This is a genomic window from Polyangium spumosum (genome assembly GCF_009649845.1).
In the GTDB taxonomy this organism is placed as follows: domain Bacteria; phylum Myxococcota_A; class Polyangia; order Polyangiales; family Polyangiaceae; genus Polyangium; species Polyangium spumosum.
The window spans coordinates 41376-64545 of the sequence record NZ_WJIE01000022.1 but is presented as its reverse complement, the minus strand read 5'-3'; the positions used below and the strand labels follow the sequence as shown (position 1 = coordinate 64545).

Annotated in this window: 21 protein-coding genes; 13 read left to right on the top strand and 8 right to left on the bottom strand. The window is 70.8% G+C overall.

From position 1 onward, the window contains the following. Positions 1-2 precede the first annotated feature (2 nt). Entirely contained in the window at positions 3-1298 is a 1296-nt protein-coding gene (locus GF068_RS39235; protein ID WP_153824685.1) for a hypothetical protein, read from the bottom strand. 9 nt (positions 1299-1307) lie between these two features. Further along, positions 1308-2243 carry a class I SAM-dependent methyltransferase gene (locus GF068_RS39230; protein WP_206079652.1) on the bottom strand — a complete coding sequence of 312 codons (936 nt, stop codon included), beginning with the start codon at positions 2241-2243 and terminating at the stop codon, positions 1308-1310. 38 nt (positions 2244-2281) lie between these two features. Here GF068_RS39230 and GF068_RS39225 point away from each other — a divergent pair, with 38 nt between their 5' ends. From GF068_RS39225 to GF068_RS39215, 3 genes are all read left to right on the top strand, one after another. Further along, on the top strand, positions 2282-3004 hold the full coding sequence (locus GF068_RS39225) for a hypothetical protein (RefSeq protein ID WP_153824684.1): 723 nt from the start codon (positions 2282-2284) through the stop codon (positions 3002-3004). Then, complete coding sequence (locus tag GF068_RS39220; RefSeq protein ID WP_153824683.1) at positions 3001-4065, top strand: hypothetical protein; 1065 nt, start codon at positions 3001-3003, stop codon at positions 4063-4065. Before GF068_RS39225 ends, GF068_RS39220 begins: the two co-directional genes overlap by 4 nt. 143 nt (positions 4066-4208) lie before the next feature. Continuing rightward, on the top strand, positions 4209-5201 hold the full coding sequence (locus tag GF068_RS39215) for a hypothetical protein (RefSeq protein WP_153824682.1): 993 nt from the start codon (positions 4209-4211) through the stop codon (positions 5199-5201). A gap of 64 nt (positions 5202-5265) precedes the next feature. On the opposite strand, the gene GF068_RS39210 is transcribed toward GF068_RS39215, so the two are convergent. Next, positions 5266-7617, bottom strand: coding sequence for a hybrid sensor histidine kinase/response regulator (locus tag GF068_RS39210; protein ID WP_153824681.1), 2352 nt, complete (start codon positions 7615-7617; stop codon positions 5266-5268). 158 nt (positions 7618-7775) lie between these two features. Then, positions 7776-9755, bottom strand: coding sequence for a MopE-related protein (locus tag GF068_RS39205; RefSeq protein ID WP_153824680.1), 1980 nt, complete (start codon positions 9753-9755; stop codon positions 7776-7778). Between the two features lie 175 nt (positions 9756-9930). Here GF068_RS39205 and GF068_RS39200 point away from each other — a divergent pair, with 175 nt between their 5' ends. The 3 genes from GF068_RS39200 (at position 9931) to GF068_RS39190 (ending at position 13848) form a co-directional block, all read left to right on the top strand. Next, on the top strand, positions 9931-11520 hold the full coding sequence (locus GF068_RS39200) for an ATP-binding cassette domain-containing protein (protein ID WP_153824679.1): 1590 nt from the start codon (positions 9931-9933) through the stop codon (positions 11518-11520). Further along, a complete protein-coding gene (locus GF068_RS39195; protein ID WP_153824678.1) occupies positions 11517-12425 on the top strand; it encodes a nucleotidyltransferase family protein in 909 nt (302 codons plus the stop codon). Before GF068_RS39200 ends, GF068_RS39195 begins: the two co-directional genes overlap by 4 nt. Positions 12426-12486: 61 nt before the next feature. After that, positions 12487-13848, top strand: coding sequence for a hypothetical protein (locus GF068_RS39190; protein WP_153824677.1), 1362 nt, complete (start codon positions 12487-12489; stop codon positions 13846-13848). 23 nt (positions 13849-13871) lie between these two features. Here the strand turns inward: GF068_RS39190 and GF068_RS39185 are convergent, their stop codons facing one another. Further along, the gene (locus GF068_RS39185) at positions 13872-14555 is read right to left on the bottom strand and encodes a hypothetical protein (protein ID WP_153824676.1); all 684 of its coding nucleotides are present in this window, start codon (positions 14553-14555) and stop codon (positions 13872-13874) included. Between the two features lie 258 nt (positions 14556-14813). Between GF068_RS39185 and GF068_RS39180 the strand changes: the two genes are divergently transcribed. Continuing rightward, positions 14814-16277: an FAD-dependent monooxygenase gene (locus tag GF068_RS39180; RefSeq protein ID WP_153824675.1), complete on the top strand. Its 1464-nt coding sequence runs from the start codon at positions 14814-14816 to the stop codon at positions 16275-16277. Between the two features lie 33 nt (positions 16278-16310). Here GF068_RS39180 and GF068_RS39175 read toward each other — a convergent pair whose 3' ends face one another. After that, complete coding sequence (locus GF068_RS39175; protein ID WP_153824674.1) at positions 16311-16967, bottom strand: hypothetical protein; 657 nt, start codon at positions 16965-16967, stop codon at positions 16311-16313. After that, a complete protein-coding gene (locus GF068_RS39170; RefSeq protein ID WP_170319946.1) occupies positions 16919-18211 on the bottom strand; it encodes an AAA family ATPase in 1293 nt (430 codons plus the stop codon). Before GF068_RS39170 ends, GF068_RS39175 begins: the two co-directional genes overlap by 49 nt. A 591-nt stretch (positions 18212-18802) precedes the next feature. On the opposite strand from GF068_RS39170, the gene GF068_RS39165 reads away from it, so the two are divergent. The 6 genes from GF068_RS39165 (at position 18803) to GF068_RS39140 (ending at position 22682) form a co-directional block, all read left to right on the top strand. Then, the gene (locus tag GF068_RS39165) at positions 18803-19651 is read left to right on the top strand and encodes a class I SAM-dependent methyltransferase (RefSeq protein ID WP_153824672.1); all 849 of its coding nucleotides are present in this window, start codon (positions 18803-18805) and stop codon (positions 19649-19651) included. A 74-nt stretch (positions 19652-19725) separates the two neighbouring features. Further along, entirely contained in the window at positions 19726-19908 is a 183-nt protein-coding gene (locus tag GF068_RS39160; RefSeq protein WP_153824671.1) for a hypothetical protein, read from the top strand. Between the two features lie 37 nt (positions 19909-19945). Then, on the top strand, positions 19946-21001 hold the full coding sequence (locus GF068_RS39155) for a radical SAM protein (protein WP_153824670.1): 1056 nt from the start codon (positions 19946-19948) through the stop codon (positions 20999-21001). Continuing rightward, entirely contained in the window at positions 21001-21420 is a 420-nt protein-coding gene (locus GF068_RS39150) for a lasso peptide biosynthesis B2 protein (protein WP_153824669.1), read from the top strand. The genes GF068_RS39155 and GF068_RS39150 overlap by 1 nt, the downstream gene beginning before the upstream one ends. Then, positions 21417-21695, top strand: coding sequence for a PqqD family peptide modification chaperone (locus tag GF068_RS39145; RefSeq protein WP_170319945.1), 279 nt, complete (start codon positions 21417-21419; stop codon positions 21693-21695). Before GF068_RS39150 ends, GF068_RS39145 begins: the two co-directional genes overlap by 4 nt. A gap of 6 nt (positions 21696-21701) precedes the next feature. Further along, positions 21702-22682, top strand: a complete 981-nt coding sequence (locus tag GF068_RS39140; protein ID WP_153824667.1) for a phosphoenolpyruvate carboxykinase (ATP) — start codon at positions 21702-21704, stop codon at positions 22680-22682. On the opposite strand, the gene GF068_RS39135 is transcribed toward GF068_RS39140, so the two are convergent. After that, positions 22679-23104, bottom strand: coding sequence for a hypothetical protein (locus tag GF068_RS39135; RefSeq protein WP_153824666.1), 426 nt, complete (start codon positions 23102-23104; stop codon positions 22679-22681). The genes GF068_RS39140 and GF068_RS39135 overlap by 4 nt on opposite strands. Between the last annotated feature and the right edge of the window lie 66 nt (positions 23105-23170).

Genomic DNA, 23170 nt, shown 5'->3' with positions numbered 1-23170 from the left:
TATCAGGGCCCGAGGACGAGGTATCGGACGCCGATGTCGCTCGTCGCGTGGAACTCGTAGAGCGCGACGTGAATGCGGCCCGCCCCGTCGCGCTCGAACGTGGCGCCGATCGGGGAGAAGCCCTCCGCCACGACGGCCTGCGAGAGCCCGAAGCTCGGATCCCGCGAGGCCACGACGAGCTGCCCCGCGGAGGGCGCGTCGAACTTCGAGCGTGCATAAAAGAGCCGCACGGAGGCCGCCCCGTCGGTGACGATCCCGAGCGGGATCACCGTGGTCCCCGGCTCGACGGGCTCGATGGGCCACTGCGTCCAATGATGCTCCCCCGTGCGCGTCGCGTACGAGAGCTCGAGCTCGGGGCCCGGGATTTCGGGTGGAACCGGAGTCAGATGAAGGACGTGCGGTCTCCCCTCGGGGTTCACCTCGTCGGCCGCGGTCACCGCCAGCGCGGGGCGCTGCAGGTCCGCGAGCAAGCTGCCCTCGAGGGGCAGGAGAATCTCGTCCGGGAGCGGCGGCGCGTGCCAGTGGAGCGCCCACGCGCCGCTCTTGGCCTCCCACGCCACCATGTGCGGCACGCCCTCGGGCGAGACCGCGACCGCGAACGGCGAGGGTGTCCCGCCGAGCGCCTCGACGTTCCAGGACGAACCATACCTCCCGAAGAGGAGCTCGTCGCCGGGTCCACGAAAGCCGGCGAAGAGCTCGCCGTGTTTGCCGAGCGCGAATCCCCGCGCGAGGTGCGTGCCGGCCGCCGGGACATCCGCGACGAGGACCCACCCCTCCGCCGTGAACGACCAGAGCGAAGCCCCGAACGCCCCATCATTGACGAGCGCGACCGGCAAACCCGCGCCGACCGACACGAGCCCGGCCGTGGCCATGGCAAAAGGTGTCGGGCTCACCTGCCAGTCGCCCGGGGCCTTGCGTGCCGCGTAAAACCCATTGTACTGTCCATTCTCGGCCGACGAGAAGAGGATTTGCGGCTGGCAGGACGCGCCGAGCGAGAGCGCCGGCGCGTCGTTCCGGAACGCGGGCGGGACGGGGAGCAGCTCGTCGTGGAGGACCTGGCAAGGCGTCGCACCCGGGCCGCAGAGCGGCGACGGTGGCCCCTCCGGCCCCTCGGCCGGCACACACGGCGCCGAGGGACCTGCGCCGAATCCGCCGGCGCCGGACGATCCGCCGCCAATGCCTCCGTCACCGCCGCTCCCGCTGCTCGCCGCGGTCGAGGTGCTGCCGCCGGTATCGACCACGGAGCCGCAGCCCGCGAGGCCGGAGACGAATACAAACAAGGCAAGGTGGGTCTTCATCGGCCGATCTCAGCGCCGCTCCAGGATCACGAGGCGCTCCCATTCGAATATGCCCTCGTACTCGCTCGACCAGTACCGCCGGGACCATTCGTCCGCGCCCTCGTCGCTGGAGACGAAGAGCCCCGCCTCCCGGCCGAGCGCGGCGACCTCCTCGGGCGTGACGAACCCACGAATGGGCTCGCCGATCACACGCGCCAAGACCCGCCCGCCCGCGAGCAGCGCCCGCTCGAGCCATGGCTCCCGCGGAGGCACGTACGTGAGCGCGATCCGGCTGCCCGGCGCGCTCGCCGCGCCCACGGCAGAGAGCGTGCCGGCGATGGCCGCGCGCGTCAGATACACCGTGACGCCCTCCCATATCCAGAACGAGGGCTCGTCCGCGGAAAAACCTTCCCGCGCGAGCGAGGCGCCGAGCTCGTCACGCTCGAAATCGACGGACACGAGCCGCACCTCGCGCGCCCTGGGCTCGATCCGCGCGCCTCGCAGGCGCGCTCGTTTGTCGCGCTGCGTGCTCGGGTGATCCACCTCGAACACGGCCGCGCCCGCGAGCTCGTCCATCCGATACGCCCGGCCGTCGAGGCCCGCGCCGAGCACCACGAGCTGCCGCACGCCCCTCGAAAGGGCGTCGCGGAGCGCGTCGTCGATCGCCCGCGTCCGAAGCGCGACGTGGTACGTCATGCCGAGCGACGCGAGCCCGAGCGCGTGATGTACGCGCTCGGCCGAACGCTCGGAGGAGGCGCGAGAGGCGAGGCGCGCCGCGAACGAGAGGGGCCGCGGGAGGATCGCGCCCGCGATGGGATCACGCGCCACGCCGACAGGCTCCGGCAGCTCGGTGTAGAGCGCCCGGATCGTGGCCACGCCCATGGATGTGATGCTGGGACGACCGTCGTGCACGTACCTGAGATACCACGAACACGAGGCTTGCGCGCGGGCGTCGCGCGGGTGCATGATGGGCTCGATCGAAGGGCGAGCGTAAAGGCACCCCGATGGACGTCGTCCTGTCGAAATCGCGGCTCCGGCCCCTCCTTTTCGTGCCCCTCGGCCTCGTCGTGCTCGCGGGCGTGCTCGTGGAGGTGCTCCGGCCGGTCTATGGGCTCCCGAGCCGCTCCGGGTTCGTGCCATTTTTCTCGATGAGCTACGAGGGCAACGTGCCGACGTTCTACACGTCGGCGCTCCTCGGGTTCACCTCGCTCCTGCTCATGATCGCCGCCGCGGCCGCGCGGCGAGCGGGCGAGCGTTTCGCCGCGCACTGGTGGGTGCTCGCCGCGGGTTTCGCCTACATCGCCGTGGATGAGGTGTTCCAGTTTCACGAAATGGCCGGCACCTTCTTCCAGCTCTCGGGCGTCCTCTATTTCAGCTGGGTGATCCCGGCCGCGATCGTGGTGCTCGTCGTGGGCCTCTCGTACGTGCCGTTCCTGCGCCACCTGCCGCGGCGGACGAGCCTCCGGTTCCTCGTCGCGGGCGCCATTTACGTGGGCGGCGCGGTGGGGATGGAGCTGCCGCTCGGGTACTGGACCGAGCAGCATGGCTCGCACAACCTCGGCTACGGCCTCATCGACGCGGTCGAAGAGTCGCTGGAGATGCTCGGGATCAACCTGTTTTTGCTCTGGCTCGTGGACCACCTCGCGGAGAAGGGCGTCACGTTGCGCTTCGCCGCGGCCCCCGAAGCGCCCGCCGAGCCCGCAGCCGAGGCCGCGGACGCGCCATGACCACGCAGAGCGCGACGATCAGCCCCGAGGGCGTCACCAGGGCTCGATCCGCCTACATCGCGGGGCCCGTCTACGATTGGGTGTTTTTCCTGCTCCCGCCGATCGCCTCGGTGCTCGTCGGCGCGCTCGTCTCGGGCACCTGGATCGCGGACGATCGATTCTGGCTCGCCGGCAAGCGCGTCACCTGGAGCGCGCTCCTGCTCGGCGTCGTGGTGAACGCCCACCTCGTCGCGGTGTTCGTCCGCAGCCACCTCAACCCGGACGTCTTCCCGCGCCACCGCTTCCGCTTCCTCGTCGTCCCGATCGCCGCGTTCGCCGCGATGATGACCTCGATGTGGGCCGTGGTGATCACCACGGTGCTCGTCACCTTCTGGGATGTTTATCACTCGGCGCTGCAGACCTTCGGCCTCGGGCGCATTTACGAGCGCAACCAGGGCAATGACCCCACGGCCCTCCGCGGCCTCGATCTCGGCCTGAACCTCCTCCTGTACGCGGGCCCCATCGTCTCTGGCGCCACGATGCTCACGCATTTCCAGAGGTTCGAGCTCTTCGAGGACGTCGGCGCCCTCTTCCTCACGGAGATCCCCGTCGTGATGGCGACCCACCAGCGGAGCGTCGCCCTGGCCGTGATCCTCGGGGGAGGCCTCTTCCTCGCCTATTACGTGCTCGCCTACGTCCGCCTCGCGCGGCGCGGCCACGCCGTGAGCTTTCCGAAGGTGTTTTTGCTCGTCACGACGGGCATTTGCTCGATCTGGGCCTGGGGCTGGAACCCCTTCGGGCAGGCCTTCCTCATCATGAACCTCTTCCACGCGGTGCAGTATTTCGGCCTCGTCTGGTGGTCGGAGCGGCGCGTGCTCGTCGAGCGGCTCGGGCTCCGGCGATCCCGCGCCGGCGCGCCGATCGCGGCCGCCGTGTTCGTCAGCGTGACCCTCGCCTACGGGGCGCTCGCCGAAATCACGTCCGACGAGAGCCGCGCCATGTGGAGCCTCGTCCAGACCGTGGCCCTCATGCATTTTTTCTACGACGGCTTCGTCTGGTCCGTCCGCAAACGACAAATCTGATGTCCCGGCACGGGGAGCCGGCCACTGACCATTCCAGTGACCAGGCGTGATTGTCACCCCGCGCAGTCTGCCGAGTCGAAAATGGCAAGGATCCGGCGTCGTGGATATCGCGCGGCGGCGGGAATCTGGGTAGGATGTCCGGGATGCGACTCGAAAAGCTCCTGCACTCCACGTTCGTCGCGCTCACCCTCGCCGCCGTGGCGGCGCTGCCCGCGTGCTCGAAGAAGGAAGACAAGATCGAGGCCGAGGTGACGGCCGAGAACATCGCGGCCGACGACGCGATCACGGAGCAACACGAGGCGGCGACCGTGACCTGGGCCGTCGCGCCCGAAGGCAAGGTGAAGGCCCGCTTCAAGACGCCGGACGGCCAGCCGCTCGACGACAAGGTGACCGGCACCGTCAGCGTCAGGCCCGCGCGCAAGGGCGCCGAGCCCGTGAGCGCGAAGCTCGTCTTCGACGCGAAGGCCGGCGTCCACACGGCCGACATCCCCAAGCTCGAGGATGAGCTCACCGAGGTCAGCTACGACGTCCAGGTCGAGGGCAAACCCCTGAAGAGCACGCTGTTCGTGCCCAGGGGTGGCACGCACGAGCTCGTCGCGACCGCGAAGCTCAACGCCGAGGTGAAGATCCCCGAGGGCAAGAAGGGCCCGAACGGCGGCGTGCTCCAGGTCGCGGGCGACGATCTCCTGGAGATCGCGGCCGACGCGAAGACCGGCGAGACACGCGTCTACGTGCTCGACGACGAACTCAAGCCGATCCCCGTCGGCAAGCGCAAGGTGAAGGTCGCGGTCGTGGCGAGCGCGCCGGAGTACGTCGAGCTCGCCCCGGAGCCGAAGGGCCTCTTCTTCACCGGCAAACTCGTGGTGAAGACGAACCCGCACAAGCTCACGGTCGTGCTCCACCCGGAGGACGCGTCGCCGCCCGTCACCGTGCTCTGCGGCTGGCACCCCGGCCACGTCGTCGTCGTGGGCCCGAGCGCGCCCGTGGTGGGCCTGTTCGTCGTGGCGAACTGGGCCCCGGTCGTCGTCGTCCCCACCCCCGGCGTCATCGTCGTCGGCAAGGGCAAGGGCAAGGGCAAATGGAAGTGGAAGCACAGGGGCAGGGGCCCCAAGGGCGGCGTTCACATCCACTTCTGAGACGCTCGACGCGGGCGTCGTCCCGATCGCCCTCCCCTCACCCCTCCCTCCCCTTCCCCCACCCTCAAGAAAACACCTCGCGCAAGAGCGCGTCGGTCGCGACGGGCTTGACGTAGTGCCGGGAAAAACCCGCGTCGAAGGCGCGGCGCTTGTCGTGCTCCTGGCCGTAACCGGTCACCGCGACGAGCGTGAGGTCGTCCCCGTGGGCCGCGCGTAACTCGAGCGCGAGCTCGTAACCGTCCATCACCGGCAAGCCGATGTCGAGGATGCCGATCTCGGGCCGGAACACCTCGGCGACGGCGAGCGCCTGCGGGCCGTCGTGCGCGAGCTCGACCTCGTGGCCATGGCTCGTGAGCACCTCGGCGAGCATCTGCGCCGCGTCCAGGTTGTCGTCCACGACGAGCACGCGCCGCGCCTCGCCGAGCCGCGGCGAGACGAGCGGCGGCAGCTCCGGCGAAGACGCGCGGCGAGGCGAGAGCGCAGGCAGGCGCACCTCGAACTCGCTGCCCTTCCCGGGGCCCTCGCTGCGCGCGTTCACCACGCCCCCGTGCAGCTTGACCAGGCTCCGGACGAGACCGAGCCCGAGCCCGAGCCCGCCGCCCGCGCGATCGGCGCCGCGCGCGCCCTGCACGAAGAGGTCGAAGATCACCGGCAACATCTCGGGCGTGATGCCGCAGCCGTCGTCGCGCACGGAGAGCACGACCTCGGCCCCCTCGCGCCGCGCCGCGACCGCGATGTGCCCGCCCGCGTCCGTGTACCGGGCCGCGTTCGTGAGCAGGTTCGCGAGGACCTGCGCCATGCGGGTCTCGTCCACGTCGACGACGAGCCCCTCGGCCGGCACGTCCACGCGGAGCTCGTGCCGCTTCTGCTCGAAGAGCGGGCTCGCGATCTCGATGGCGCGCGAGAAGACGCGGGCGATCTCCAGGGGCCGCGTGCTGAGCTGGATCTTGCCACGCGTGATGCGAGAGACGTCGAGCAGGTCGTCGACGAGCGAGATGAGGTGCTGGACCTGCCGCTCGATGACCTCGCGCTCGCGCTCGATGCCGCTCGCGCCGCCCTTGAGGCGCATCAGGTAGAGCGCCGTGAGGATCGGCGAGAGCGGGTTCCGGAGCTCGTGCCCGAGCAGCGCGAGGAACTCGTCCTTGCGCCGATCGGCGTCACGCGCGACCTCGTAGGCGCGGCGCAGCTCGGACTCGGCCTGCTTGCGCTCGCGGATGTCCATGCAGATGGACAGGCACTGCACGCTGCCGTCCTCGTGCGCATGCATGAGCGCCCGATCGAGCGCGACCGCGCTCGTCTGCACGAGCTCCTCGACGATCGAAGCGCCCTCCTCGTCCGGCGCGTCCTCGGCGCTCCAGCCGAAGATGAGCACGCCGAGCGCGCAACCCCGCGCGACCAGCGGGGAGCAGAGCACCGAGCCCGGCAAGGCCGCGCTGCCCCAGGCCGCGGGCGAGAACCGCGCCTCGATCGCGGCCCTCGACGGCAGCCACAGGCGCTCGCCCGTGCGGAAGGCGACCGTGAGCGGGATGTCCACGTCGAGCGGGAACGCCGGCCGCTCGCTCGCGAACGGCGCCTCGCCCTCGTGTGCGAGCGAGACGAGGCTCTGCCCGTCCCGCGAGGGGATCACCAGCATGGCGCGATCCGCCGCGAGGGCCGCGCGCGCGTCGCCCACGACCACGCGCGCGACGTCGAGCGGCGTGCGGGCGGCGGCGAGCGCGGCCGTCGTGCGGTGCAGGTGATCGAGCCGCCGCGCGAGCAGCGTGAGGTCGGCGCGAGCCTTCCGCTCGGCGCCTTCGAGGCGGGCTCGATCGAGGGCGAGCGCGCACTGGCGGCCGAGCGTCACGGCGAGCGCGCGGTCCTCCTCGGAGAAGCGCACGTTGCTCGTGAAGCTGAAGCCCAGCCCGCCGAGGACCCGATCCCCCACGATCAAGGGGACCGCGATGCGCGGGCCTCGCGGGCCGATCGTGGCCCGCCTGGCGGCGTCCGGACAGATGGCCGCCCACTCCGCTTCGGTCTCGAAGAAGACGGGCGCCCGCGTTCGTACGGCCATCGCGATCGGCGTCGAGGCGTCGAGCGGGTGCCGCCGCCACGACGAGAGCATCTCCTCGGACATCCCCTTCACGTCGAGGATCACGAGCGTATCGTCCTCGATCAGCGCGACGAGCGCCGCGCTCGCCCCCAGCGCGGCCGCGCCGAGCTCCAGGATCACCTTCGCGACGGCGTCCTCGCTGGTCGCCGTGAGGAGCGCGATCGTGATCTCTTCGAGGCACGCGAGCCGCCTCCGGGCGCTGCAGGCGTGCGTGTCGCCTCGCGGCGCGGGAGCCCGGCTCTCCTCGTGGCCAACCGAGGATCGAGCGTCCGAGGTGAAGAAGAGGTCGGTCCCAGAATCCCCCTCCCAATGTCCAGCACGATCCATGATTTGCGGGAGATTCTTCCCCGCTCGGGGCCAGGCGCGAAACCCGTGAAGATCCTGAACCTACGTCGGGGAGTTCCGGAGCGGGCTGATCCGGTACCTCGACGCCCGCGTCGGTCGCGTCGGTCGCGTCGAGGGGCGCCGGCCGCCTCGGGCCCGGCTCAGAACTCGCATTGGTTTGTCGCGGAATTACAATATGAACCGGCGGCGACGAACGGGCAGACGTCGCCGAAGTACTGCGTGCAGGGGATGCCGCAGGCGAACGCGGTGTGGGTGTAGCAGACCTGCCCGCCGGGGCAGTCGGCGTCCGAGGCGCAGCGGCAGTTGAAGTCGTCGGGGATCCCGTTGCCGTTCTCGTCGACGCCGTCGCAGCACTCGGTCACGTAATAATCGCTCGCGCTGCAGTCGTCGTCGGCGCAGTCGACGGTCCCGTCGCAATCGTCGTCGAGGCCGTTCTTGCAGGCGGCCGTGCCGAACTCGGGCTTGCCGGGCCCGCCCCCGAGGCACGTCGCGCAGAACCCGACGCTCGTGCAATCCGGATCGGCGCAATCGACGTAGACGTCGCCGTCGTTGTCCTTCCCGTCGTCGCACTTCTCCTTGGGGTTCGGCTCGATCTCCACGTTGAGCACGAAGGGCCCCTCGTTCGCGCCGAGCTCCGGGTCGATCGTGTATCCGTCGAGGAACACGTAATACGTGCCCGGATAGAGCAGCGTGAACTCGAGCTTCGCCGACCAGGTGACGCCCGCGCTGTCGTCGTCGCAGCCGATCTCCTTGCCCGAGTTGCACTTGCCCGTGCGCACGTAGAGCACCGAGTCGAAGCTCGTCCCGATGGAGTCGAGGTAGACCCGCGACGGCTGGTTCAGCACGAAATAGAACACGGCCTCGCCCGCGTCCCCGCCGCAGACGCCCTTCGTCTCGCTCACGTTGCCCGTCGTGTCGCCCGTGTACGTCCCCGTGCCCGGGATGAGCTTCGGCGAGAGGCAGTTCGCCTGCTGGAGCACGCAGATCGGGTTGTTCGCGCAGTCGGGATCCTGGCAATCGACGAGCGTGTCGTTGTCGTCGTCGAGCCCGTTGTTGCAGACCTCGGGCTTGGGCGCGCAGTTCGGCGCGAAGAAACACGCCGGATCGGCGCAGTCGATCTTGTTGTCGCAGTTGTTGTCCTTGCCGTCGTCGCAGACCTCGGCCGTGCACGTCTGGCAGGCCGGCGAGACGAAGCAGCTCGGGTCGGCGCAGTCGACGAGCTTGTCGCAGTCCTCGTCGACGCCGCCCGTGCAGACCTCGGGCGAACCCGGCGGCTGGCAGGCGCAAGGGAAGACGCCGAAACAATCGGGATCGGCGCAGTCGACGAGCAGATCACAGTCCTCGTCGGCCTTGTTGTCGCAGAGCTCGGCCTTCGCCTGGCACGAGCAGGCGGTGGAGCCGAAGCAGTCCGGATCGGCGCAGTCGATGCTGCCGTCGCAGTCGTCGTCGAACCCGTTGTCACAATCGAGCCCCTCGCTCGGCTTGCAGCCGCACGCCGGCGTGCCCGCGCAATCGCTGTCGAAGCAATCGACGATCGTGTCGCAGTCGTCGTCCACGCCGTTCGCGCAGGCCTCGCCGCCCGGCGAGGGGACGCAGCCGCAGGTGGGCGCGTTCTGGCAGGCGGGATCCGCGCAGTCGGCGACGCCGTTGCAGTCGTTGTCGGCCGCGTCGGTGCATACCTCGGGGCTGCCCGGGAACACCTTGGGGTTCAGGTCGTTGCAATCCCCGCCGCCACAGGCGAGCGGGGGAAAGCCGTCCTCGTCGTCGTCGCGGGGCCCGTTCTGACAGACGCCGCCCACGCAGGTGTCGGTCGTGCAGGGGTCGGCGTCGACGCAATCTTGAGGCACGACACACGGCTCGGAGCCGCCCGCGCCGCCGACGCCACCCACGCCACCCACGCCGCCGACACCACCCACACCGCCGACGCCGCCCTGCCCCCCTGCGCCGCCGGGGCCCGCGGCGGACTCCTCCGGCGGCGTGCCGATGCCGGTGCGGCTGCAGGCCACGAAGGAGAGGCCCGCCCACGCGAGCGCCGAGAGCAGCGACAGCGCCCGTGCGCGGCCAGGGCGACGGCCAGGGAAGAGCGGCGACGAGCGGAGCGCGGATCGGTTGGTCGACATCGGGGTGCTCGCGGGAGGGCGCGCGCGGGCGTCCCCCGCGGCGGCCGCGCCGATGCTATCAAGCCGAGGCGCCTGCGGGTGAAGTTCATGGTCGAGCTCGCCCGCGGACGTCCCCACGCAAGTGCCGCACGAGGCCCCCATCCCCCCGCGACCGTCCCGACCTCACCCCGCGCGCGTGCTGCTCCGCGGGGCCGGGCCGAGCCTCGTGCTCGTCGCGGCCGCCGCGTGCGCGCAACGCGTGGCCCTGCCGCTCGCGGCCCTCTGGCTCGGCGACCGCGGCCCCCGCGACGCCCTCGTCCTGCTCGCGGCCGCCGCCGCGTTGAGCTTCGTCCGCGCGCGGGCCGCCGACGCCCTCGCCCGCGAGGTGCGCCTGCGCCTCGTCGACCTCTTCGTCGCGCCCCTCGAGCGCGGCGCGGTCGTCGGGATGCCGCCGCCGGCGATCACCTCCGCGCGCCTCTCCACGGCGCTGCCGGTGCTCGTGAGCTGGGCCGTCGAGGGCGTGGCCATCCTGCTCGCCGGCCTCGTCGCCGTGCCTGCCGTGACCGCGCTGCTCGTCTCCGCGCTCGGGGCCTCGGCGCTCGCGCCGCTCGCCTGCGCGGCCCTCGCGGGCGGGCTCGTCACGATGCTCGGCGCGTCACGCGTGGAGGCGGCTTGGTCGCTCGTCTTCGATCGATCACGCCTCCTGCTCGCGCGGGCCTCGGCGGGCTTCTCCGGCGCGGCCGAGCTCGTCGCGCATGGTCGCGCGCGGGCCTTCGTGGACGAGCTCCGCGCCGAGGTCGCCGCGTGGTCCTCGGCCGAGCTCCGCGCCCGCGCCACGAGCGCCGTCGCGGGCTGGGGCGCGCTGCTCGCGACGGTCGCCGCGGCCCTCGGCGCGGCCGAGCTGCTCGGCGCGACGGCGTTTCAGGCGGGCGAGGGGCGCGACGTGCACCGCTCGCTGCTGCTCGTGCTGGCGGCGATCCCCACGCTCCAGATGACGATCGCGGGCCTCGGCAATTTCGTCCACGCGCGCGGGGAGCTCGTATCGCTCGGCGACATGCTCGCGAGGGGCGCGGCGGACGGGCCTGCCGCGAGGGCAGACGCCGAGGGACACGCGCTCGATCCACGCGCCGAGATCCGCGTCGAGGACGTCGCCTACACCTATCCTCCGCGGGACGACGCGGCCGGGGCGGAGCGCACCCGCGCGCTCCGTGGCGTCTCGCTCGTGCTGCCGAAGGGCGAGAGCCTCGCCGTGCTTGGCCCGAACGGCGCGGGCAAGACGACGCTGCTCTACCTCCTGCTCGGGCTCGTTCGTCCGGACGAGGGGCGTGTCCTCGTCGGCGGCGAGGCGCCGGAGCGCCGCGCTTGGTTCGGCGATCGCGTCGCGTTCGTCTCGCAGGAGCCCTTCGAGCCACCCGACGCGACGATCGCCGCCTTCCTCCGCGCCTTCGACGCGGACGCGCCCGACGCTCGCCTCGCCTCTGCGCTCGACGAGGTCGGGCTCTGGGCCTCGCTCCGCGCCCGCGCCGGCTCCGACGTGGCGGCGCTCGCCTTGCGCCTCGGCTCGCTCTCGCGTGGGCAAGCGCGTCGGGTGATGCTCGCGCGGGCGCTCGTGCGCGAGGCCGACCTCGTCGTCCTCGACGAGCCCGAAGCGCACCTCGACGCCACGAGCGTCGCCGAGCTCGCCGCCCTGCTCCGCCGCCTCGCCGAGCGTCGCCGCGTCATCGCCGCGATCCACGATCCCGCCGTGCTCGGCTTCGAGAAACACGTGCTCCGCCTCTCCGCATGACGCCGCCGACGCCGCTCCTCGACCTGCTCCGCGATCCACGCGCCGTGATGCCCGCGCCGACGCCCGAGGCGCACGCCGAGGCGCTCCTCCGCGCGCACGTGCTCGTGTCGATCTCGCGCGCGCTCGTCTCGCGAGGCGAGCGCGTGATGCTGGTGAAGGGCGCGGCGCTCGCGCTGACGGTCTACCCTTCGGCTGCCGCGCGGCCGATGTGCGACGTCGATCTGCTCGTGCCACCGCGGCGGGAGCGGGTGGTGATCGAGGCGCTCGCGGGCGCGGGGCTCGAGGTGCACGAGCATCCTTTGCGCCCCAGGAGTCGCGTGATGCTCGGCGAGACGCAGCTCGTCGCGCGCGCCGGGCAGATGCGGCTGCTCGTGGAGGTGCACGGCACGCTCGACAAGATCGTGCCGCGGCCGATCGACGTGGCGGCGATCGAAACACGCGCGACGCCTGCGCCGGGGCTCCCGGGGCTCTCCTTGCCGTCGGTGGAGGATCATGCGCTGCTCGTGGCGCTACACGCGGCGGGCCACGAGTTCCGGCATGAAATGGCGTGGCTCGACCTGGAGCTCCTGCTGCGAGCGGGGCTCGACCGGCGGGTGCTCGTGGAGAGGGCGCGCGCGTTCCGGCTCGAAACGGTGATGTTCGTGATGCTCTCGACGCTGCGCGCGCTCGGGGCCGCGAGCGTGGATGCGGAGCTCGTGCGCGCGTTCGAGCCGGGGAGGCTGCGGCGCGTGGCGCTCGCGCCGTTCTACGACGTGGGAGCATTTCAAGTGCCGCGCACGAAGGCGGCGCTCGGGATCCGGTGGGTCGTCGGTCAGACGCCGCTGCGGGACGACCTCGCGGCCTGGATACGAGGGCTCGCGCGGTATGCGGTGGCGCGGGTGGAGGATCGGATCGGGAGGTGGTGACGAGGCGACGCTCGACGCCCGTGCGCGGTCGAGTGATCCTCGGCGCCGGAGGTTCTCCACCATGATCCAGCACATCACGAAGCGCATTGCGACCGGGGCTCTCGCCGTCGTCCTCGGGCTCGCGGGCGTGGCTTGCGACGACGGGGACGACCCGAAAACGACGGGAGGCGGAGGCAACGGCGGAAGCGGCGGAAGCGGCGGCAGCGGCGGCAGCGGCGGCGGATCGAGCCAGGGCGCGCAGTACGTCGACGCCGTCTGCGGCAAGCTCTTCGAGTGCTGCAACGCCCAGGACCTCGTGGCCCGCGTCGGCAATTCGGGCATCGTCGACTACGCGGGCTGCCGGATCCTCTATCGCACGTTCTGGGAAGGCGGCTACGAGCCCACGGTGAAGGAGTCGGAGGCGAGCGGGCGCGCCACGTTCGACGAGGCCGCGTTCGCCTCCTGCCTCGACGCGCTGAAGGGGCAGAGCTGCAACGACTTCGCGACGAGCCTCTCGGCGGGCTGCGACGATTTCATCATCGCCAAGGTCGAGAAGGGCGGCGCGTGCGCGCACGACTTCGAATGCAAGACCAAGGCGTGCGAGGTCCCGGACGGCGCGACCATGGGCACCTGCGTCGACGCCCCCGCCCCCGCGGCCGAGGGCGCGGCCTGCGCCGGCAATGACGATTGCGCCGAGGGCCTCTATTGCGACGGCCCCACCGACACGTGCGCGCAGAAGAAGCCCGACGGCCAGGCTTGCACGAGCAACAACCATTGCCAGAACGGCACCTGCGCCCTGGAGAACGGCATGGGGACGTGCGCCACGGTTTGCCAGGGCGGCGGCCCTGGGCCCGGCAGCATCGACGCCGCGCTCGAGACCGTGGGCGCGGCCTACGTCATCGCGGGGTGCAAGCGGACGTTCGCGTGTTGCACGGAGCAAGAGCGCATGGACTCCTTGTTCGACACCGAGGCCGAGTGCCGCCTCCTCACGGGCGCCTTCCTCGGCGTCCGGCTCGTGAGCATCCACAACGACGTCGCCGAGGGCCGCGTCTCCGTCGACCCCGAGAAGCTCGCGTCCTGCGCGCAGGCGTACGAGGCGCTCACGTGTGAAGAATCGGCGAAGGACCAGAGCGGCCTGGATTGCGAGGGCGCCCTCGTCGGCCTCGTCGCCGACGGCCAGAGCTGCACGGATCACGGGCAATGCGCGAGCAAATATTGCAACGAGCCGTCAGGCCAGCCGATGGGCACGTGCGCGGCGCTGCCCGGCGTGGGCGCCCCCTGCACGGACACGTGCGCGGAGTCGCTCTATTGCGCGGCCGGCACGTGCGCGCCGCAAAAGGTGATCGGCGCGGCGTGCGACACGACGAACGAATGTGTCGAGGGCAAGTGCGTGGCCGACGCCATGGGCGCGAAGAGCTGCGTGCTGGTGTGTGACGGCATCTAGGCCCGGGGCGTGCCCGCGCCCCATCACGGCAACCGCTCGGCGCGGGCCACATCGAAGAGCGGGAGCGACCCCTCGATCAGGCATTGCGCATTCGGCTCGCAGACCACCGTCCGCGGCTGCCCGTGGAGCCGCACCCGATCCCCCGCGCGGCCGCCGTTCGGGGCGAGGGACCAGGCGAGATCGTCCTGGGTGATCAGGTGCCCGGCGAGCGCGAAGAAACCCTTCGATCGGGCGAGCGTGCCTTCGATCCTCACCGCGGGCTTCTCGATCGAGGCCGCATCGATCCGCGTCACCTGCGTGAACGGCCCCGAGCGCATCTGCACCGCGACACCGTCCTCGTCTTTCGCGGGTGACGCCGCGACCTCGTGGACCTCCCCCTCGATACGCACGACGGCGCCGAGAAACCAATCTGCCTTGTCCGGATCCCGCCCCGGCGCGTCGGCGAGCGCCTCTTGCAGGAGCTCACCGTCGACGATGGCGCCTCCGACCTCGTAGCCGCCTTTCGTGGGCTGGACCATGCCTCGCGCCACGGCACGCGCGGGGGTGGGCGCGGCGACGGCGGTCTGCGGCGGTGGTGGTGTCTCCGCGGGAACGGGCACGACGGGGGGCGGCTCGGGGGGTGGCGCGGGTGTACACGCCGCCGTCATCGAGACGATCGCAGCGGCGAGAGCAAGCGGCGGCGGAACAAGAAGAGGTCGGTGGCGCACCGGGATACCGTAGACGTATCACGAGCGTCTCACAAGGCTGCGGCGGCGATACGGCCGATGGGCGACAGGGGGTGATTTTTCCCCCCTCTTGCTTCCAGCCTATATCACAGGGGGGGGCTTGCGGGAAGACCCATGACGTGCCGTAGAGTCGCCCGCCTCGGCCCGACGAGCTGGCCGACACCAGCACACGGGGCCATGGGAGGACGATATGAGCGCAATGGTATCGACGGACGGGCGTGAACCGACCGGAGGCGTGCAATGACCGGCCATGCGGTGGTGATCGCCGGAGGAGGTCCGACGGGGCTGATGCTGGCGGGTGAGCTCTCGCTGGCGGGCGTCGACGTCGCCATCGTCGAGCGGCGCACGAGCCAGGACCTCGTCGGCTCACGCGCGGGGGGTCTACACGCGCGCACGATCGAGGTCCTCGATCAGCGCGGAATCGCCGATCGGTTCGTCTCGCAGGGACAGTTGCACAAGGTCGTGCATTTCCACATCCCCCTGGACATCAGCGACTTTCCCACCCGGCACAACTACGTGCTCGCGTTGTGGCAGAACCATATCGAGCGCATCCTGGCCGGCTGGGTCGCCGAGCTCTCGGTGCCGATGTACCGCGGACGCGAGGTGACGGGCTTCGTGCAGGACGACACCGGCGTCGACGTCGCGCTGTCCGACGGACAATCGTTACGCGCGCAATGGCTCGTCGGCTGCGACGGCGGACGCAGCCTGGTCCGCAAGGCGGCCGGCATCGAGTTCCCCGGCTGGGATCCGACGACGAGCTGGCTCATCGCCGAGGCCGAGATGGCCGACGAGCCGGCCTGGGGCTTCCGCAACGACGCCGTGGGCACCCATGCGATCGGCAAAATGGAGGACGGGAAACGCGCGCGGGTGGTGCTGACCGAACCGCGGGTCGCCCCCGCCGGCGAACCGACCCTGCAGGACGTCCGGGAAGCATTGATCGCCGTCTACGGGACCGATTTCGGCATCCACAGCCCCACCTGGATCTCGCGATTCACCGACATGACGCGGCAGGCCGCGACCTACCGCGACAGGCGGGTTTTGCTGGCCGGGGACGCGGCGCACGTGCATCCGCCCGTGGGCGGACAGGGGCTCAACCTCGGCGTGCAGGACGCGGTGAACCTGGGGTGGAAGCTGGCGCAGGTGATCGAGCGGAGGTCGCCGGAGAGCCTGCTCGACACCTATCACGCCGAGCGGCACCCGGTCGCCGCGCGCGCGCTTCAAAACACGATGGCGCAAATGGCGCTTCGCCGCACGGACGACCGCACGAAGGCGCTGGGCGACCACGTGTCGGAGCTGCTCCGCATGGAGGAGCCTCGCAAGCGATGGGCCGCGGAGATGTCCGGCCTGGGCATTCATTACAACCTGGGCGAGGGACACCCGCTGCTCGGGCGCCGGATGCCGGATCTCGACGTGCTGACCGCCGACGGCCCGCGGCGGGTGTTCACGCTGCTGCACGATGCGCGGCCGGTGCTGCTGAACTTCGGCGAGCCCGGCAGTTTCGACGTCGCTCCGTGGGCGGATCGTGTTCGGCGGGTCGACGCGAGATACGAGGGTGGTTGGGAGCTTCCGGTGATCGGGGCGGTCGCTGCGCCTGGCGCGGTCCTGGTTCGGCCGGATGGATATGTGGCCTGGGTGGGAGACCGAATGCAGGTGGGGCTCGGGGAGGCGTTGACGACGTGGTTCGGACCGCCGGGGGCGGTGTAGCGTCCTCGACAGGAAACCGCCTACGTCCGCCGTTTACGAGCTCGACCGCACGTACGCAGCCACCAAGGGCGCGTCGCGCTCCAGCACCTTCAGGGCTGCGTCGGCGTCCATTCCGTTTGCGATCTCCTCCTCGTACCTCGCCAGGAAGCTCTGACGCAATCGCATCACGGCCGTGCCGCGGTCCAGCCCCAGGTGCTCGATCGTGAACGCTGCCTTCGCGCGCTTGCTCTTCGGGCAGGCCGTGGTGACCTCCAGCTCCAGCGCATTGTTCAACTGGAACCAGACATCACGCACCTCGTGCGGGTCGAGGATCTCCGCGTCGCGATTTCGCTTCCGGTTGTTCACTTCGCCGTCGGCATAACGAAGGTTACGCCACTCGTAGGCGAGCGCTCGTTGCTGCTTGCGCACCGTGGGGTCGGGATGATGTTTGCTGAGGTAATGGTCGACCTGGCCGCGCGCGATCCACATCGCCAGCCAGCCGCAGCGACACTTGAACGCTCTGCGCAGCTCCGGCTCGAACTGGCTCCAGAAATCCCTCGGCTGCTTATCCAGCCGCGACGCGTTGGCTTTGAGCCACCTCTTCCCTTCGCTACGGCAGCGCGTGTCGAAATCCTTCGGTTCGCGAGGACGTCGTACGCGAATCACGAACCCTCGACCTTCAGCTTCATGCGCTGCAATCCGAAGCGCCATACCGCCCAGTATGGATCGGTGGACGGGAGGAGCTCCGCGAGCTTTCGCTGGATCTCGCGCGCGCGGCGAGGCATCGCGCCTTCGCCCAGCAGGAACGTGTGCGCCTGCTCGAGGGCCTCCTCCGCTTCGGGAGAGCGAGCCTCTTGCAGCCCGAAGACCTCGCTCACGAGCCAGCCGGTCGCGTCACCGTGCTTCGTCCAGTCGATGCGATGAAGCTCCACGTGTCCTTCTTCCATTGCGAAGCGGAACAGTTGATCGCGCTCCTCCTCGAAGTGCGGCTCCAGGGAGGCGAGCACCATGGGCGAATGCGTGGTCATCAGCACCTGCACGCTCACGTCGCGCTGCACGTGCTCGATGGCCTTCAGGATCGCAGGCACGATGACCCGCTGCCACCGTGGATGCAGGTGCGCCTCCACCTCGTCCACCAGCAGCACCATACGCGTCTCGGGTGGGATTCCGCGGGATTCGCTGGCCTCACGGTGCTTCTCCCACGACCATACGAGCAGATAGGCCAGCGCGAGCACACGACGCATCCCCGCCGAAGCGTGGATCAGCGGCACCTCGCCATAGGGGAGCTCGAGCATCGGGATACGCCGCCCGTCATCGGGTTCGAGGACGCGCGGAGGGCCTCCCGGGCGCATGCGCTCCGACGGTTCGGGAGACAGAATTTCCAGCAGTTCGGTCAGGAGCCGGAACTCGTTGGAGGACGAATTCTGTTGCCAATCCCGCCAATCGCGGATCAGCCCCTCGCAGATCTTGCCAGGCGCATCGAGCGGCTTGCCGTCCCAGACCTCCTCCCGCGTAAAGTGATACGCGGGCGGCCGCTCGTGCTCCTCGTCCCACCAGTAGTTACGCGCTGGATCCCAGAGCGAGAATCCGCCGTCGATGCGGGCATAGAGCACCAGGCCCACGAGAGGCGGCCGGCCCTTGGAGCGTGTCCACTCCGTCGGCGACGCCCCGGGCTTGATCGTCGCAGACCCCTCGACGGCTCTGCGCCCGCGCAGACTCCAATGGATCGACGGTGAAGACATCTGCACGATCCCCTTGCGCGCGTCACGACGCAGGGGAACGGCCACCTTCCGACGTCCCATCGCGGGTCTGCCTGCCCAGGTTCGCGTGAGGATCCACCACGCCACGTCGAGCAGGAAGCTCTTGCCCAGCCCGTTGTCACCTGTGAAGACGTTCAACCGCTCGTCGAGCTCGGCCTCCAGCGGATCTACCGGCCCGACGTGGGTCAAACGCATGTGCTTCAGCACGACGCGCACCGTAGACAGTCGTCCATCGGCGTGATTCTGCCACCCGACCGCAGAGCGGGGCCAAGAAAGTTCGGCCCCACGCCTCACCTGGCCCCACGCCACCCATCCACCCACGCTCCTCACCCCGAGGAGCGCCCCCCGACGACCGTCAACCCCCGCTCCTCACAACGAGGAGCCACCCCGGACGCCCATCCACCCCCGCTCCCCACAACGAGCAGCGCCCCCGGACGCCCGTCCACCCCCGCTCCCCACGACGAGGAGCCTCCCCTGACGCACGTCCACCCACGCTCCCCACGACGAGGAGCCTCTCCTGACGCCCATCCACCTTCGCTCCCCACGACGAGGAGCCTCCCCTGACGCACGTCCACCCACGCTCCCCACGACAATCGTCGAATTTCTGCTCCCTCTGGAGACCGCTCCCGCGGGGAATGACATCCAGGCCGTGACCGAGGCGCTCGGGGCGCAGCAGGACAAGCGCTTTCCCGTGATCGAGGAGAGCCGGAAAGCCAAGAACGAACCGGCCGAAGAGCTCGAACCCGAACCCACGAGCACCACCCCCGCCGGCTACCATACGCCCCCGTGCCCTACCGCATCCCCTCCTGGGTCCGCGCCCTCCTCGCGGCCGATCGCCTCGCGCACCGCCTCGCCACCGCGCGGGAAGGCTTACGCGACGAGCTCCTCCTCGCCTGGATCCCCGAAACCGATCGCGCCGCCCTCACCGCCGCGCTTTACGCCCGCCAGCGCACCTACCTCCCCGGCGGACATCGCTTCGAGAGTGGCCTCTTCACCTGGGAGAAGCGCGCCCTCGACGCCCCCGCCTTTCCTCGTGAAGGCCGCGTCCTCGTCGGCGCCGCCGGCGCGGGTCGCGAGGTCGTCGCCCTGCTCGATCGTGGCTACTCCGTCACCGCCTTCGACCCCTGCGTCGACTTCGTCGAGAGCGCTCGTGCGCTCGTCCAGAATCGCCGAGCAAAGATCCTCCTCGGCTCCTACGACGACCTCGTCGCCGCCTCCGAAGGCCGCGGCGGCGCGCTCGCCTCGCTCGCCGAGCCTCCCTCCTTCGACGCCGTCATCCTCGGCTGGGGCAGCCTCTCGCACGTCCTGCCCGCCTCCGCGCGCCTCGGCCTCCTCCGCGCCGTCCGCACGCTCGCGCCACGCGCCGTCGTGCTCACGAGCTTCCAGCTCCGACACGACACCGAGGCGAAGACCGAGACCAAGGGCCGCCTGCGCGACGCGCTCCGGCGCGCCTTCACGACGATGGGCGCGCCCGGCCGCAGCGAGCCGGGGGACCAGTTCTTCCCGGATGGTGGATTCTTCTCGTATCTCTCGCCCGACGAGATCCCACGCGCCGCGTTCGAGGCCGGCTACGAGGTCGCGCTCTTCGAGGAGGGCCCCTACCCGCACGCCCTGCTCGCGCCGCTCCGGGCCTGAATGGCGCGACGCGCGGACGCAACGAAGTCTCGGCGCTCCCGTTGTGGTACGCTGGCAGGAGGAGAACGACGCGTATGGCCGACATCAAAGACAGGAGCGCCGAGCTCGAAGGCGAGCAGCTCACGCAGGGCGCCGAGGCCGAGGACACGCGCAAGCCCTACGAGCCGCCGCGCCTCACGAAGAAGCGCTCCGTGGCCCGCGCGACGCTCTTCACGCCGATGGGCCCGGCCATGACCGGCGTCACCATCATGGGGTAGGCGCCCCCCGCGCCCGCCCCGGAGTCCCCATCCCGCCATGGCCGTCACGTGGATCGCCTTTCACCTCACGGACCGCTGCCAGCTCGACTGCCAGCATTGCCTGCGTGATCCCGGCCAGAAGCCGAAGGACCTCTCACTCGCGACGATCCGCAAGGTCCTCGGCGAGGCGCGGCGGCTCTACAGCACCAAGCAGGTCGCGCTCACCGGCGGCGAACCCACGCTGCACCCCGAGCTCGAGGGCGTGCTCGACGCGATCGTGGAGCACGACTTCACCTGGCACGTCGTCACGAACGGCAGGCGCTTCGAGCAGCTCCTCGGCCTCGTGCACGACGACCCGGCGCGGCGCGCGCGGCTCACCGCCGTCAACCTGAGCCTCGACGGCGCCGACGAGGCCACACACGACACGATCCGCGGCAAAGGCAGCTTCCGCGACGTCATGAAGGCCGTCACCCTCTGCGCCGCGCACGGCATCCCGTTCGTGCTCCAGATGGTGCTGAACGCGCGCAACGTGCACCAGATCGAGGCCTTCGGCCTCATGGCCGCCGAGCTCGGCGCCACGCGCGCCTCGTTCTCCATGCTGCAAGCGACGGGCACGCACCACGACGAGGCGCTCGCCCTGCCGCCACGCGCCTGGCAAAACGCCCAGCACCGCGTCGAGCGCCTCGCCGCCGTGCTCACCTTGCCGGTCACGATGCCCGAGGGCTTCTACCGCGAGCAGCCGTTCCACGTCTGCGAGCCCATGAAGAGCGAGCTGCTCCACGTCGACGTCGAGGGCCGGCTGAACCTCTGCTGCCAGCACGCAGGCGTGCCGAGCGAGGGCCCCGCGCGCGACGTCGCCGCCGACCTCACGACGACGAGCCTGCTCGAGGCGCACCGCCGCTTGCTCGGCATCATCCACGAGACGCAGGCGGCCAAGCTCGCCGCCATGGCCGAGGGCTCGCTCGGCACGTGGGACCATTTCCCCTGCAACTGGTGCATGAAGCACTTCGACAAACCCCACTGGACGGACGAGGGCGCCCGCGGCCCGGAGGCGCAGCGGGAGCGGTGGCGCGGCGCGTGGGCGAAGAAGGTCGTCTTGCCCGTCGTGCGCTGATGCCCGCGCCCCTCGGAAAGCGCCTGCGCCTCGCCGCGAGCGCGCTCGCCTTGCGCTTGTCGTTACCCGCGCGGGCCCGGCGATCGAGCCTGCCCGCGCTGCTCGACGCCCTCTCGCGAGGCACGATCGAGCCCGCGCCGCTCGACGTGATCGACGAGGCGCTCGCGCGGGCGGACGCGCTCACCCATCACTTGCCGTTCGTGCCCGACACCTGCTTCTACCGCTCGCTCGCGCGTTTCTCGCTCCTGCGCCGCGCCGGGCACGCGGCTCGTTTCGTGATGGGCCTGTCGCGCCCGGGCGAGATCGAGGGGCACGCGTGGGTCGAGCTCGACGGCGCGCCGTACGGCGAAGAGCTGGATCCGGACCTCGTCGTGACGTACGCCTACCCCTGTACAACCCCCAAGGAGCCCACCGCGTGACCGAGCCGCGCCTGCCCAGGCCGAATCCCCAGGTGCTCTTCACCGAGCTCGACGACGGCACGGGCGTGCTCTTGCACCTCGACACGAAGTTCTATTTCACGCTGAACCCATCTGCCGTGATCGTCTGGAAGTCCCTCGCCGAGCCCACCTCTGGCCCGAGCGCCATCGCCGAGCGGATCACCAAGCTCTTCCGCGTCGATCACGAGACCGCGGCGCGCGACGTCGACAACGTGCTCGGCGAGATGCTCGAAGACGGCCTCGTCCTGCCCGCCTGACGCCCGATGAAGACCGCGGCGCTACACGGCGCGACGCTCGCCTGGACCACGGAGGACGGCGCGCCCGATCTCGTCACGTCCCTCGGCCTCGCCGAGGGGATCGGACACGCCGAAGGCCGCGGGCGTATCGAGATCATCCTCCGCCGCGCGGAAGGACCCTTCGCCTCGGATCCCGCCGCCGAGGGGTTCCGCCCCTCGTTTTTCCACGGCGTCGTGCAGGCCTACCGCGAGCCCGCGGGCGCGCCGCCGACGTTCCTGCTCTGGGATCGCAAAAGCCGCATCCTCGTCCCCCGCGGCGCCGCGCGTATCGAGGCTCTGCTCGCCGCCGAGGAGCTCGTTTTTGGCTCGGCCCGCGCGTCCCTCGAGATCGCGCTCTCGCTCGCCCTGCGCGACGTCGGCCTCTTCCACCTGCACGCCGCGGCCCTCGTCCGGCCTGCGCACGGCGACGCCGTGCTCGTCGTCGGGGGCGCGGGCGCGGGCAAGACGACGACCACGATCACGCTCGCGTCCGCGGGGTACGGCTTCCTCGGCGACGACGCGCTCCTGCTCGAAGACGGCCCGGCAGGCCCGCGCCTCTGCGCCTTCCCGCGCCCGTTCCACCTGGGCCCCGCGACGCTCGCCGCCTTCCCGCGCCTCGCCGCCCTCGCAGGCCCCACGAAGGCGCACGGTGACAAACGCGACCTCGACCCGAGAGGCGCTTTCCCCGGCCAATCCCTGCCCACCGCCGCGGCCCCGCGCCTCGTCCTGCACCCGCGTATCGAGCCCGATGAGCCGACCACGCTCACGCCGCTCGTGAAGGCCGAGGCCCTCGGCAACCTCGTCGCGTCGAGCGGCGGCCTGGTCATCGACGACGTGCCCCGAAAAACGGAGCACCTCGCCCTGCTCGCGCGGATCACGAACGGCGCGCGCCACTTCGAGCTGCGCATGGGGCGCGATCTGCTCGCGGATCCCGCGACACTCCCTGCGCGCGTGGAGGCGGTGTTCTAGAAGAAGAACTGCGCGCAGCAGCCCTCGGTGGCCGAGCAGGCCGGGGCGCCGGACGAGTTCGCGCCCGTGCACGAGCCGACCGACACGCCGTCGACGCTGCACTTGCAGGACGCGGTGCTGTCGCTGGTCGGAAAACAAGCCGTGTTCAAGGTGCTGCCGTTGCTGCACTCGGCCACGAGCTGGCAGGAGTCGTCATTGCCGCTGAGGATCGGGCCGTTGCAGGTCACGGATCCCCCGACGCTCACCGACGTCGTCATGGGCTCGCCCGCGCCCACGCCACCCGCACCGCCCGCGCCCGCGCCGCCCACGCCATCGTCGCCGCCGTTGCCCTCGGCGTCGATCACGACCTTGCCGCCACAAGCCCCGAGCCCCGCGAACACGAGCGCGACGATCCCCACGAAGCCAAGCCTCATCCGTTGCATCGCAGCATCCTAACCCGGACGGACGGGGCCGGCGAGGGGACGGACGCGCCGCCCCGGGTTCGTCGC

Excerpts from the sequence above, each read along its gene's own strand:
- GF068_RS39180 (WP_153824675.1), top strand. The coding sequence starts at position 14,814 with ATGACCGGCCATGCGGTGGTGATCGCCGGAGGAGGTCCGACGGGGCTG.
- GF068_RS39195 (WP_153824678.1), top strand. The coding sequence starts at position 11,517 with ATGACGCCGCCGACGCCGCTCCTCGACCTGCTCCGCGATCCACGCGCC.
- GF068_RS39140 (WP_153824667.1), top strand. The coding sequence starts at position 21,702 with ATGAAGACCGCGGCGCTACACGGCGCGACGCTCGCCTGGACCACGGAG.
- GF068_RS39155 (WP_153824670.1), top strand. The coding sequence starts at position 19,946 with ATGGCCGTCACGTGGATCGCCTTTCACCTCACGGACCGCTGCCAGCTC.
- GF068_RS39150 (WP_153824669.1), top strand. The coding sequence starts at position 21,001 with ATGCCCGCGCCCCTCGGAAAGCGCCTGCGCCTCGCCGCGAGCGCGCTC.
- GF068_RS39160 (WP_153824671.1), top strand. The coding sequence starts at position 19,726 with ATGGCCGACATCAAAGACAGGAGCGCCGAGCTCGAAGGCGAGCAGCTC.
- GF068_RS39170 (WP_170319946.1), bottom strand. The coding sequence starts at position 18,211 with ATGCGTTTGACCCACGTCGGGCCGGTAGATCCGCTGGAGGCCGAGCTC.
- GF068_RS39135 (WP_153824666.1), bottom strand. The coding sequence starts at position 23,104 with ATGCAACGGATGAGGCTTGGCTTCGTGGGGATCGTCGCGCTCGTGTTC.
- GF068_RS39230 (WP_206079652.1), bottom strand. The coding sequence starts at position 2,243 with ATGCACCCGCGCGACGCCCGCGCGCAAGCCTCGTGTTCGTGGTATCTC.
- GF068_RS39215 (WP_153824682.1), top strand. The coding sequence starts at position 4,209 with ATGCGACTCGAAAAGCTCCTGCACTCCACGTTCGTCGCGCTCACCCTC.
- GF068_RS39210 (WP_153824681.1), bottom strand. The coding sequence starts at position 7,617 with ATGGATCGTGCTGGACATTGGGAGGGGGATTCTGGGACCGACCTCTTC.
- GF068_RS39225 (WP_153824684.1), top strand. The coding sequence starts at position 2,282 with ATGGACGTCGTCCTGTCGAAATCGCGGCTCCGGCCCCTCCTTTTCGTG.
- GF068_RS39235 (WP_153824685.1), bottom strand. The coding sequence starts at position 1,298 with ATGAAGACCCACCTTGCCTTGTTTGTATTCGTCTCCGGCCTCGCGGGC.
- GF068_RS39220 (WP_153824683.1), top strand. The coding sequence starts at position 3,001 with ATGACCACGCAGAGCGCGACGATCAGCCCCGAGGGCGTCACCAGGGCT.
- GF068_RS39190 (WP_153824677.1), top strand. The coding sequence starts at position 12,487 with ATGATCCAGCACATCACGAAGCGCATTGCGACCGGGGCTCTCGCCGTC.
- GF068_RS39205 (WP_153824680.1), bottom strand. The coding sequence starts at position 9,755 with ATGTCGACCAACCGATCCGCGCTCCGCTCGTCGCCGCTCTTCCCTGGC.
- GF068_RS39175 (WP_153824674.1), bottom strand. The coding sequence starts at position 16,967 with ATGGCGCTTCGGATTGCAGCGCATGAAGCTGAAGGTCGAGGGTTCGTG.